The organism is Amycolatopsis kentuckyensis, assembly GCF_041679295.1.
GTDB lineage: Bacteria > Actinomycetota > Actinomycetes > Mycobacteriales > Pseudonocardiaceae > Amycolatopsis > Amycolatopsis kentuckyensis_A.
The window spans coordinates 862,931-874,611 of the sequence record NZ_JBGDMD010000005.1; the positions used below are offsets into that span (position 1 = coordinate 862,931).

General features: G+C 70.1%; 11 protein-coding genes. 7 read left to right on the forward strand and 4 right to left on the reverse strand.

Features of this window, described 5'->3' with window-relative positions; all coding sequences use genetic code 11:
- Positions 1-178: 178 nt before the first annotated feature.
- Positions 179-856 carry an MBL fold metallo-hydrolase gene (locus tag ACERZO_RS24885; RefSeq protein ID WP_372667148.1) on the reverse strand — a complete coding sequence of 226 codons (678 nt, stop codon included), beginning with the start codon at positions 854-856 and terminating at the stop codon, positions 179-181.
- Between the two features lie 110 nt (positions 857-966).
- On the opposite strand from ACERZO_RS24885, the gene ACERZO_RS24890 reads away from it, so the two are divergent.
- Together ACERZO_RS24890 and uvrA are read left to right on the forward strand one after the other, a co-directional pair.
- A complete protein-coding gene (locus ACERZO_RS24890; protein ID WP_372667149.1) occupies positions 967-2,172 on the forward strand; it encodes an acyltransferase family protein in 1,206 nt (401 codons plus the stop codon).
- Positions 2,173-2,249: 77 nt separating this feature from the next.
- Positions 2,250-5,111 carry an excinuclease ABC subunit UvrA gene (gene uvrA, locus ACERZO_RS24895; RefSeq protein ID WP_372667150.1) on the forward strand — a complete coding sequence of 954 codons (2,862 nt, stop codon included), beginning with the start codon at positions 2,250-2,252 and terminating at the stop codon, positions 5,109-5,111.
- 3 nt (positions 5,112-5,114) lie between these two features.
- Here uvrA and ACERZO_RS24900 read toward each other — a convergent pair whose 3' ends face one another.
- Positions 5,115-5,657 (reverse strand): fibronectin type III domain-containing protein, encoded by a 543-nt coding sequence (locus ACERZO_RS24900; RefSeq protein WP_372667151.1) that lies wholly within the window; start codon positions 5,655-5,657, stop codon positions 5,115-5,117.
- A 224-nt stretch (positions 5,658-5,881) separates the two neighbouring features.
- Here ACERZO_RS24900 and ACERZO_RS24905 point away from each other — a divergent pair, with 224 nt between their 5' ends.
- From ACERZO_RS24905 to ACERZO_RS24920, 4 genes are all read left to right on the forward strand, one after another.
- Positions 5,882-6,376 (forward strand): COG4315 family predicted lipoprotein, encoded by a 495-nt coding sequence (locus ACERZO_RS24905; RefSeq protein WP_372667152.1) that lies wholly within the window; start codon positions 5,882-5,884, stop codon positions 6,374-6,376.
- A gap of 145 nt (positions 6,377-6,521) precedes the next feature.
- Complete coding sequence (locus ACERZO_RS24910) at positions 6,522-7,073, forward strand: sigma-70 family RNA polymerase sigma factor (protein ID WP_026469270.1); 552 nt, start codon at positions 6,522-6,524, stop codon at positions 7,071-7,073.
- Entirely contained in the window at positions 7,070-7,780 is a 711-nt protein-coding gene (locus ACERZO_RS24915) for an anti-sigma factor family protein (protein WP_372667153.1), read from the forward strand. The genes ACERZO_RS24910 and ACERZO_RS24915 overlap by 4 nt, the downstream gene beginning before the upstream one ends.
- A 1-nt stretch (position 7,781) precedes the next feature.
- On the forward strand, positions 7,782-8,225 hold the full coding sequence (locus ACERZO_RS24920; RefSeq protein WP_372667154.1) for an SRPBCC family protein: 444 nt from the start codon (positions 7,782-7,784) through the stop codon (positions 8,223-8,225).
- On the opposite strand, the gene ACERZO_RS24925 is transcribed toward ACERZO_RS24920, so the two are convergent.
- On the reverse strand, positions 8,213-9,631 hold the full coding sequence (locus ACERZO_RS24925; RefSeq protein WP_372667155.1) for an MFS transporter: 1,419 nt from the start codon (positions 9,629-9,631) through the stop codon (positions 8,213-8,215). The two genes, ACERZO_RS24920 and ACERZO_RS24925, sit on opposite strands and share 13 nt — an antisense overlap.
- A gap of 122 nt (positions 9,632-9,753) precedes the next feature.
- Here ACERZO_RS24925 and ACERZO_RS24930 point away from each other — a divergent pair, with 122 nt between their 5' ends.
- Positions 9,754-10,146 (forward strand): winged helix-turn-helix transcriptional regulator, encoded by a 393-nt coding sequence (locus ACERZO_RS24930; RefSeq protein WP_372667156.1) that lies wholly within the window; start codon positions 9,754-9,756, stop codon positions 10,144-10,146.
- 99 nt (positions 10,147-10,245) lie between these two features.
- Here the strand turns inward: ACERZO_RS24930 and ACERZO_RS24935 are convergent, their stop codons facing one another.
- Complete coding sequence (locus ACERZO_RS24935) at positions 10,246-11,595, reverse strand: cation:dicarboxylate symporter family transporter (RefSeq protein ID WP_372667157.1); 1,350 nt, start codon at positions 11,593-11,595, stop codon at positions 10,246-10,248.
- Positions 11,596-11,681 lie beyond the last annotated feature (86 nt).

Sequence of the window (11,681 nt, forward strand, 5' to 3'; positions counted from 1 at the left end):
AAGGTGCCTGACGCTCGCAGACCCAGCCGTGCGGCGGTCAAGGTCCTGCGCACACTACCTGAGCCGATATCGAGGAACACCCCGGAACCGTCTGCGTGCTTTTCGATCAACTGATGCCGGGAGGCACCTTCCGGCCGGGGGAGCGTTTCGTCCGGAAGGTGTCCACCGAGCAGGAAGCTCACCAGCCGCGCTCGCGCCACTCCTTGAGCTTCGGACGCTCAGCTCCCAACGTCGAGTCGTCCCCATGCCCCGGGTAGAACCAAGTCTCATCCGGCAGCTCATCGAAAATCCGCGAAGAAACATCGTCCACCAAGGACGAGAAGTCCTCAGGCGAGGTAGTCCGCCCAACCCCACCCGGAAACAGCGAGTCCCCGGTGAACAGATGCGGATGCCCCGCGGGGTCCCGGTAGAGCAGCGCGATCGACCCCGGCGTGTGCCCCCTCAAGTGGATCACCGAAAGAGTGACCTCCCCCACCGAAAGCGTGTCCCCGTGCTCAACCAAAAAGTCCGGCGGCACCGGCAACGGCGAAGCGTCCAACGGATGGGCCGCCGTGTTGGCCCCGTTGGCCCCCGCCACCGCGCCCAGCGCCTGCCAGTGGTCCTGGTGCTGGTGGGTGGTGACGACCGTCCGCAAGGCCGGCCGGTCCGGGCCGTGGCCGATCAGGTCCGAGATGCGCTCCGGGTCGTTCGCCGCGTCGATCAGCAGTGCCTCGTTCGACGCGCGGCACACCAGCAGGTACGTGTTGTTGTCCATCGGGCCGACGGACAGCTTGGTGATGGTCAGCGCGTCCAGGGTGCGGCGGGTGGCGTCGCCGCCCGGGTCGACGTGCCCCGTGTAGGTCTCCACGATGTTCACCTGGCACACGGTAGTCGTTTCGCTCCAACCGGTTCCACCCGCACAAGCGCCACGGCGAGAAGGCACGTAGGCTCACGGCGACCCCCAGCCCAGCCGACCTCAGGACGACCGTGCCCACCTCCCCGACGCCGCGCCGGATCAGCTGGGACCTCCTCCGCGTCGTCGCCGTTCTCGCCGTCATCCTCGGGCACGTCACCCACCAGGGCGCCCTGCTGCACCCCGAGTTGACGGGGTACCCCGTGCGGGTGACCGCGCAGTTCGGCGCCGCGATCCTGCTGGTGATCTCCGCCTTCTTCGTTTGCGCCAGCCTCCGCAAGGGCAACCCGCGCCGGTGGCTGTGGAACCGCGTCGCGCGCCTCGTGCCGGCCTACCTCGTCGCCGTCCTGCTGACCTACGTCGTGACGCGGTGGGCCGCCATCTCCTTCAGCGGCCTGCCCTACCCGCCCGGCGTCACCGGGTTCCTCTTCGGCGTGCCGCAGGGGCTGCCGTCGAACCCGTCGCCGTGGTACATCCCGACCTGGCTGGACCTCGTCGCCAACCTCGGCATGGTGCAGGAGTGGGGCATCCGGTCGGAGACGTTCTACTACCTCGACGGCTCCTACTGGACGCTGCCGGTGCAGCTGCTGGCCTTCACCGGCGCCGCCCTGCTGTGGCCGCGGTCGTGGCGCACCCACCGGCTGACCGTCGCCCTGCTCTGGGCGCTGATCCTCGTCCCGCTCGCGCTGCGCTTCCTCGTCTTCCCGCCCGGGACGGCCAGCCCGGTCGTCGAGACGTTCTACTACGGGCTGGGCCTGCACCGGCTGCACGTCTTCGCCATCGGCGTCGCGATCTGGCTGTGGGCGCAGCGCCGGCTCAAGACGTGGCACATCGCACTCTTCGTGACCGCCGCCGTGACCGCGCAGGACCTGCAGGTCTTCCCGTTCCACGTCGCGCTGCCGCAGGACGCGCAGCGCTGGCCCTCCACGATCGGGTTCGCCGTGCTCCTGCTGCTGGTCTGCCTGGCCGCCCGCGGCCCGGACTGGCGGTTCCCCGGACTGGCGCGGATCGCCCCGGCCGTCACCTGGCTCGCGGGCATCTCGTATGGTCTTTATCTGGTGCACCAGGAACTGGGTTACATCCTGGCCCGCGCTCTGCTCGACCTCGGTCTCCCCGGCTGGCTGCGGCTCCCTGTGGTCGTCGGCGCCGCCGTGCTGGCCGGCTGGGCGGTCACCGCGGGGGTCGAACGCCCGGCCCACCGGTGGCTCACCAGACGTCGAAAGCCCGAAGAACCGCAGGTCAAGGACGCGGAACCCGTTTTTGTCGGTGGTGGCTCGTAGCATGGATCGCGGCCACCCGTGCGACTCGAAACCGGGTTGGCGACCGCAGCTGAAGAAGACATTGAGAGGACCCTGGCGTGGCTGATCGCCTCGTTGTTCGCGGTGCCCGCGAGCACAACCTCCGCGGCGTGGATCTCGACCTGCCCCGCGACAGCCTGATCGTGTTCACCGGCCTGTCCGGGTCCGGGAAGTCGAGCCTCGCCTTCGACACCATCTTCGCCGAGGGGCAGCGGCGTTACGTCGAGTCGCTTTCGGCGTATGCCCGCCAGTTCCTGGGGCAGATGGACAAGCCGGACGTCGACTTCATCGAGGGCCTCTCGCCCGCGGTGTCGATCGACCAGAAGTCGACCTCGCGCAACCCGCGCTCCACCGTGGGCACGATCACCGAGGTCTACGACTACCTGCGCCTGCTCTACGCCCGCGCCGGCAAGGCGCACTGCCCCAAGTGCGGCGAGCCGATCAGCAAGCAGACCCCGCAGCAGATCGTCGACCAGGTGCTCGCCATGGAGGAGGGCACCCGGTTCCAGGTGCTCGCGCCGGTGGTGCGCGGGCGCAAGGGCGAGTACGTCGACCTGTTCGAGAACCTGCAGCAGCAGGGCTACGCGCGCGTGGTCGTCGACGGCACGGTGCACTCGCTCACCGACCCGCCGAAGCTGAAGAAGCAGGAGAAGCACCAGATCGGCGTGGTCATCGACCGGCTGACCGTCAAGGCGGCGTCGCGCCAGAGGCTCACCGACTCGGTCGAGACGGCGCTGCGCCTGGCCGACGGGCTGATCGAGCTGGAGTTCGTCGACCTCCCCGAGGGCGACGCGCACCGCATCCGCGGCTTCTCCGAGAACCTGGCCTGCCCGAACGGCCACCCGCTGGCCATCGAGGACCTCGAGCCCCGCTCGTTCTCCTTCAACTCGCCCTACGGCGCCTGCCCCGAGTGCACCGGCATCGGCATCCGCAAGGAGGTCGACCCGGAGCTGGTGGTGCCGGACGACGAGCTGTCCCTGGCCGAGGGCGCGATCGCGCCGTGGTCGGGCGGCCAGAGCGCGGACTACTTCATCCGCCTGCTCGAGTCGCTGTCGGAGACCATCGGCTTCCGGATGGACACGCCGTGGCGGCGGCTGCCCGCGCGCGCCCAGAAGGCGGTGCTGCACGGCGTCGACGAGCAGGTCCACGTCCGCTACAAGAACCGCTACGGCCGCCAGCGCTCGTACTACGCGGCCTTCGAGGGCGTCATCCCGTTCCTCGAGCGGCGCCAGGAGCAGACCGAGTCCGAGTACATGCGCGAGCGGTACGAGGGCTACATGCGCGAGGTGCCGTGCCCGGCCTGCCAGGGCACCCGGCTCAAGCCGGAGATCCTCGCGGTGACGTTGCAGCACAAGACCCGCGGCGACATGTCCATCGCCGAGGTCTGCGCGCTGTCCATCGCGGAGGCGTCGCAGTTCCTCGACGAGCTGGAGCTGGGGCAGCGCGAGGCGATGATCGCCGGCGCGGTGCTCAAGGAGATCCAGGCCCGCCTGCGCTTCCTGCTCGACGTCGGCCTGACGTACCTCTCGCTCGACCGCGCGTCCGCCACTCTTTCGGGTGGTGAAGCGCAGCGCATCCGGCTCGCGACGCAGATCGGCTCGGGCCTGGTCGGCGTGCTGTACGTGCTCGACGAGCCGTCGATCGGCCTGCACCAGCGCGACAACCACCGCCTGATCGAGACGCTGACCCGGCTCCGGAACCTGGGCAACACGCTGATCGTCGTCGAGCACGACGAGGACACCATCCGCTCGAGCGACTGGGTGGTCGACATCGGCCCGGGCGCGGGCGAGCACGGCGGCCACATCGTCCACAGTGGACCGTACAAGAAGCTGCTGAAGAGCAAGGAGTCGCTGACCGGGCAGTACCTGTCCGGCCGGCGGAAGATCGACATCCCGGCGATCCGGCGGCCGGTCGACAAGAAGCGGCAGCTGACCGTCGTCGGCGCGCGCGAGCACAACCTGCGCGGGCTGGACGTCTCGTTCCCGCTCGGCTGCCTGGTCTCGGTGACCGGCGTCTCCGGCTCGGGCAAGTCGACGCTGGTCAACGACATCCTCGCGACGGTCCTGGCCAACAAGCTCAACGGCGCCCGCCAGGTGCCGGGCCGCCACACCCGCGTGAACGGCCTGAACAACGTCGACAAGCTGGTGCGCGTCGACCAGTCGCCGATCGGGCGGACCCCGCGGTCCAACCCGGCCACCTACACCGGCGTCTGGGACCACGTCCGCAAGCTGTTCGCCGCGACCACCGAGGCGAAGGTGCGCGGCTACCAGCAGGGCCGGTTCTCGTTCAACGTCAAGGGCGGCCGCTGCGAGGCGTGCGCCGGCGACGGCACGATCAAGATCGAGATGAACTTCCTCCCGGACGTCTACGTCCCCTGCGAGGTCTGCAAGGGCGCGCGCTACAACCGGGAAACCCTCGAGGTGCATTACAAGGGCAAGACCGTCTCGGACGTGCTCGACATGCCCATCGAGGAGGCCGCGGAGTTCTTCGAGCCGATCAAGGCCATCCACCGCCACCTGCAGACGCTGGTGGACGTCGGCCTCGGCTACGTCCGGCTCGGCCAGCCCGCGCCGACGCTGTCCGGCGGTGAGGCCCAGCGCGTCAAGCTGGCCAGCGAGCTGCAGAAGCGCTCGACCGGCAAGACGGTGTACATCCTCGACGAGCCGACCACCGGCCTGCACTTCGAGGACATCAACAAGCTGATCGGCGTGATCAACGGCCTGGTCGACAAGGGCAACTCGGTGATCGTGATCGAGCACAACCTCGACGTGATCAAGACCTCCGACTGGATCATCGACATGGGGCCCGAAGGCGGCTCGGGCGGCGGCACGGTGATCGCCGAGGGCACGCCGGAGCACGTCGCCGGGGTCGAGGGCAGCTACACCGGCGAATTCCTGCGGACGGTGCTCACGGCCGACTGACGGCTACCGCTCCTTCCCGGTGGTCTGGTGGACCACCGGGGAGAGCGGGCCGTAGTGCAGCGCCCGCAGGCGGAACTCGGAGTGCTCCTCGCCGGGCAGGAGCGAGAGCGCGCACGTCGTCGCGTCCGGGTCGGTCACCTCCACCGGGTCGAAGTCCGGCGCGCCCGGGCGCCGGATCTCCAGCAGGAAGCCGGCTTCGTCGCTCGTGCGGTCGGCCCACGTGAACGTCACCGTGTCGCCGGCTGTCGCCGCGTGCAAGTCCGTCGAGACGGGGCCGGTGAACGGCTGCTGCCGGTAGTAGAACGGCGTCTCCGGGATCAGGTCCGGGTGGTGGTAGCTCGTCGTGTGGGCGGGCAGGAACCGCAGCGTCGTCCACGGCCCCGCCGGGTCGTTCGCGTACTCGACGCGGTGGCCTTCGCCGTCGTCCGGCCACGTCAGCACCACATCGGTCGGTGACGTCAGCGAAGCGGTGAACGAGGGCGGCGGCGTGGCCGCCGAGCAGCCCGCGGCCAGCAGGGCCACCAGGACGAGGGGTTTCGCGGACACGGCGGCTCCCGGGACGAGCGGGGCGGCGGGGCGAACGTGATCAGCTTAGGAACCCGCCCGCACGGCGACAAGATCGTGCCGATCACCGGTACCCACCAATCCGGCGGCGAACCGGCATCGAAGGCGCGGGAAACCCCGCTGAACCGTTTTCCGCAACCGTCCGTGTTCCCAGGTGTCGAGGTCCGCCGGACGGCGGTGCCGCCCTCACCGAGGAGAGAAACGTCATGAACCGTATCCGGCCGGTCGTCGTCAGCGCCCTCGCGCTCGCCGCCGTCGCCACGTTGTCGGCCTGCAGCGAGATGGCCTCCGGGGCGCAGGGGCCGGAACACGGGCAGCCGGGCCACAAGATGCTGTCGGCCGGCTCCGTCACCGGGCTCGGCGCGGTGGTCACCGACGCCGACGGCAAGACGCTCTACCGGTTCGACAAGGACCTCTCGCAACCGCCGACGTCCAACTGCGACGGCGAGTGCGCGACGGCCTGGCCGCCGGCGCTCGCCGGGGTGGCGACCCCGATGCTCAAGGGCATCCAGGAGACCCAGGTCGGCACGGTGACCCGCAAGGACGGCAGCCGGCAGCTCACGCTCAACGGCTGGCCGCTGTACCAGTTCTCGGGCGACAAGGCGCTGGGCGAGGCGAACGGCCAGGGAGTCAACGGCACCTGGTTCGCGGTCGCCCCCGACGGCAGCAAGATCACCACGGCCAGGGCCGCCGGCTCCTGACCGACGACGGATTCCGGGCAGAACGAGGAAGGACGGGCAGCCGATGAACACCATGGTCGCGCTGCGCTCGGCGCACGCACCGCCGGTGGCCCTGCGGGTTGCAGTACTGTCCTCGCCGACTCAGAACACCGTCGGGAGGACGAGGGTGGCCATAGGAGGCAGGCGGCCTAAGAAGGCCAAGGGCGAGGACTTGATTCGGCAGCTGTACGCCGAACACGGGCGGAGCCTGCTGGCCTACGCGACGAGGCTGACCGGTGATCGGGCGGCGGCCGAGGACGTGGTCCAGGAGACGCTGGTCCGAGCGTGGAAGCACGCGGACGACTTGCAGAACGACGGGAAGGGCTCGGTGCGCGGCTGGTTGCTGACCGTCGCGCGCAACCTGGTCACCGACCGGGCCCGCGCCCGGGCGGCGCGGCCACAGGAGGTGGCCGAACCGGCCGAAGGCGTGCCGACACCGGCCGTCGAACGCGATCACGCCCAGGGCGTGGTCGACTCGATGACGGTGCTCGGCGCGATGGACGGACTGTCGAACGAGCACCGAGAGGTCCTGGTGGAGATCTACTACCGGGGACGGACGGTGGCCGAAGCGGCGAGAACACTGGGCGTCGCGCCGGGTACCGTGAAATCAAGGTCTTACTACGCACTGAGAGCACTGAGAGCAGCGATGATATCGAGCGGAACGGAGGTGGCGCGATGAACTCGGTCGACGAGAGTCACACGCAGCTCGGCGCGTACGCCCTCGGCGCGCTCGACCCCGGGGAGGCGGCCGACTTCGAGCGGCGGCACCTGCAGACCTGCGCGCAGTGCCGGTTCGACCTGAACGAGCTCGTGGCGTTGCGCGAGTCGCTCGACGAGGTACCGCCCGAGGCGTTCCTCGACGGGCCGCCCGAAGGCGGGGACCTGCTGCTGCAGAAGACCCTGCGGCGGGTGCGCGACGAAGAACAGGCGGCGCCGGCCCGTTCGGCCGGACGCCGAGGCCTCGCGCTCGTCGCCGCGGCAGTGCTCGTGGTGGCCGCGCTCGGCGGCGGGATCCTGGTCGGGCGGCAGACTTCGTCCACCGACACCCCGAACCTCGCGGTGCCGGCACCGGACGTGCCCGGCACGAAGAGCGTGGAAGGGCGGGATCCGACGACCGGCGTGCAGCTGGCCGCGTCGGTGGCCCCGTTCCAGGGCTGGGTGAAGGTCAACGTCGCCGTGCGGGGCGTCAAGGCCGGGGAGAAGTGCCTGCTGCAGGTCACGACCAAGGAAGGTCAGGCCGTGACCGCCGGCAGCTGGCAGGTGTCCGAGAAGTGGGAGAGCCAGGGCTTCTCGCTCGACGGGTCCGCGCTGGTCGCGCCCGACGACGTCAAGTCGGTCGACATCGTCACGGTGGACGGCCGGAAGCTGGTCTCGGCCCAGGTGTGACGTGACGGGCGCGCGCTACCGGTTCAGCAGCACGTGGCTGCTGCCCGGTACCGCGCCCGAGCGGGTCTTCGGCGCGGTCACCGACCTCGCCGGCTACCCGCGGTGGTGGTCGGACGTCCGCGCGGTGCGCCGGGTGGACGACGACACCGCCGAGCTGATCTGCCGGTCGCGGCTCCCGTTCCGCCTGGTCGTCCGGATGCACCGGGACCACCAGGACGAGCGAGCGGGAGTGCTGCGGGTCCGGTTGAGCGGCGACCTGGACGGGGTGCTGGCGGGAGCGGTCCGCGCGGCGGGCGCGGGCACGCTCCTGCAGATCACCCAGGACGTCCAGGCTCGCAAGGAGCTGCTGCGGCGGCTCGACGCGGTGGCCCGGCCGCTCTTCCGCGCGAACCACGCGCTGATGATGCGGCGGGGCCACCGTGGACTGTCGGCCTACCTGGCCTGACCGGCTACGCAGACCTCGGGTTCGGCCACCACGGCCGGGCGCTTGCGACGGGCCAGCACCAGCCCGCCCAGCGCCACCGCCGTCACCAGGAAGCCCGCGCTCACGCCGTACGCCAGCCGGAACCCGGCCGCCAACGCCTCGCGGTGGTCCACCCCGGACAGGCTCGCCGTGCGGGACGCGGCCACCGAAGCGAGCACCGCCGTGCCGATCGCCGCCCCCACCTGCTGGGTCGTGTTGATCAACCCGGAAGCCACGCCCGCGTCCTCCGCGGGGACGTCCGACATCGCGAGCCCCATCAGCGCCGGGATCGCCGCGCCCGCGCCGAGGCCCATCACCAGCAGCGGCGGCAGCACGCCGGTGAAGTAGTCATCGCCGACCCGCGTCAGGAGCAGCAGGCCCACGATCACCAGGCCGAGGCCCGAGAGCAGCACCGCCCGCGGCCCGAACCGCGCCGACAGCTTGTCCGCGAAGCCCAGCGACGCCACCGCGATCACCACCGGCACCGGCAGGAACGCGACACCCGTGCGCAGCGCGTCGAGGCCCAGCACCTGCTGCAGGTAGAGCGCCGTCACGAACTGGAAGCCGAGCATCCCGGCGACCATCAGCACCATCACCAGGTTCGCGCCGGTGACCGCGCGGATCCGGAACAGCCGCAGCGGCAGCAGCGGCGTGCGCGCCTTCGCCTGCCGCACGACGAACGCCGCCAGCAACCCGATCGCCGCGGCCAGCGCCGCCCACACCGCCGACGAAACCGCGTACACGCCCAGCATCACGGCCGCGGTGACCAGCACCGCGCCGAGGACGTCCAACCCGGCCCGGAGACCGGTCCCGCGGTCCGGGGAAACGACCCGGACCGCCAGCACCAGCGCCACCACGCCGATCGGCAGGTTGACGTAGAACGTCCAGTGCCAGTTCAGCGCCTGCGTCAGCGCACCGCCCGCGATGAGGCCGATCGACGCGCCCGCGGCCTGCGTGAAGCTGTAGACGCCGATCGCACGGGCCCGGCCGCGCGGCTCGGGGTACATCGTCACGATCATGCCGAGCACGACGGCCGACGCGAGCGCGCCGCCGACGCCTTGGACGAACCGGGACACGACCAGCACGCCGGCGTCCTCCGAGAGCCCGGCGACCAGCGAGGCGAAGGTGAACAGGCCGAGCCCGCCGAGGAAGACGCGGCGGCGCCCGAGCAGGTCGCCCAGCCTGCCGGAGATCAGCAGCAGGCCGCCGAAGGCGACCAGGTACGCCGTGACGACCCAGGCGAGGCCGGCGGGCGTGAACCCGAGGTCGGCCTGGATCGCGGGCAGCGCCACCGCGACGATGCTGCTGTCGAGCACGACCATCAGCGACGCGGCGCACAGCACCGCCAGCGCGAGGCCGCGGGAGCGGGTGGGGTGGTTCTCGGCCACGTCGTTGTCAGATAGCACAGCAGGCCCTCCGGATGAGCGTTCCCCCTGGTCGGTGCCAGGGCACTTCTTGTAACAGTGCTCATCATGTGTGACCATGGGGGCGCGCGTAAGGAGGCACTTCCATGTCCCAGGGGAACATCGGTGTACCCGTCCAGGTCACGGAGATCGACCCGGCAAAACTCGACGTCTGCACGGTGCTCGAGGTCATCAACCGGATCAGCGGCAAGTGGGCGATCGGGATCCTGCTGGAGGCCATCCGCGGCCCGGTGCGGTTCACCGAGCTGGAACGCGCGGTCAACGGGATCAGCCGCCGGATGCTGACCCTGACGCTGCGCAACCTCGAGCGGGACGGCCTGCTGAAGCGCACGATCTACCCCACGGTCCCGCCGCGGGTGGAGTACGAGGCCACGGCGATGGCCAAGGAGCTGTACCAGTCGCTGAACGGCCTGCTCGGCTGGGCGGAGCAGCACCGCGAGGACATCGCCGCCGCGCGCGTCGCTTACGACACCGCCTGAGAACGTGGAAACGGGCCGCTGCGCGAAGTCGGGGAACTCGCACAGCGGCCCGTCGTGGCTCGTGCTCAGCGGGGGCAGTGAGCACGAACGTCTTGGGTGCTACTTCGCCGCGTCGCCGTCTCCGGGGTCCGGTTGCCGGTCCTCGTCGACCATCGTGGCTTCGTCGAAGGGCGCCTGCCCGGCGAACACGCGTTGCGCCTGTTCGCGGTCGAACTCCTTCGTCCAGTTTCCGATGAGGACGGTCGCGACGGCGTTGCCGGCGAAGTTCGTCAGCGCGCGAGCCTCCGACATGAACCGGTCGATGCCGAGGATGAAGCCGACGCCGTTGACCAGTTCGGGGCGGTGCGACTGCAGGCCGCTGGCCAGGGTCGCGATGCCCGAGCCGCTGACGCCCGCGGCGCCCTTCGACGCGATGATCATGAAGACCAGCAGGCCGATCTGCGCGCCGATCGACAGCGGCTCGTCCTGCGCGGCGGCGATGAACAGCGTCGCCATCGTCAGGTAGATCGCCGTGCCGTCCAGGTTGAACGAGTAGCCGGTGGGCACCGTGATGCCGACGACCGACTTGTCGACGCCCAGGTGCTCCATCTTCGCGATCAGCCGCGGCAGCGCCGACTCCGACGACGACGTCGAGAGGATCAGCAGGAACTCGCGGCCGAGGTAGCGCAGCAGGTGCCAGATGTTCACGCGGGCGCCGAGCCACAGCACCAGTCCGAGGATGACGAACACGAACACCAGACAGGTCACGTAGAACCCGATCATGATGACCGCGAGGCTCTTCAGCGCCGCCCAGCCGGTCGCGCCGACCACCGCGGCGATGGCGCCGAACGCGCCGATCGGGGCGGCCCACATGATCATCGCCAGGACGCGGAAGACCAGCCGCTGGATGTGCTCGACGCCGCGCAGGATCGGCGCGCCCTTCGGGCCCAGCTTCTGCAGCGCGAACCCGACGAGCAGGGCGACCAGCAGCGTCTGCAGGACCTGGCCTTCGGTGAAGGCGGACACGAACGTCTTCGGGATGATGTGGAGCAGGAAGTCGACCGGTCCTTCGGAGCCGGTGGCGGACTTCTGGACGCTCTTCACGTCGGCCGGGTTCAGGTGCAGCCCGGTGCCCGGGTGCAGGATGTTGCCGACGACGAGGCCGATCGCGAGCGCGAACGTCGACATGACGATGAAGTACACCAGCGCCATCACCCCGACCTTGCCGACCTTGGCCGCTTTCGCGACCGAGCCGACGCCGATGACGATGGTGCAGAAGATGATGGGGGAGATCATCATCTTGATCAGGTTGACGAAGCCGTCGCCCAAGGGCTTGAGGCCCTTGGCGAAGCCGGGGAAGAGGAAGCCCACCAGGATCCCGAGCAGGACCGCGACGATCACGGCCAGGTACAGGTAGTGGGTCTTGTCCCGCTTGCGCGGGGTCTCCTCGGTCGTCGGTGGGGTCGGCACCGTTGCCTCCAGCTCAGGGGTGTTCCAGGTTGCGGCACACTGTAGGCGCCCACGGGTGATCCGGCTCACTTGTGTTCATTGAGTTC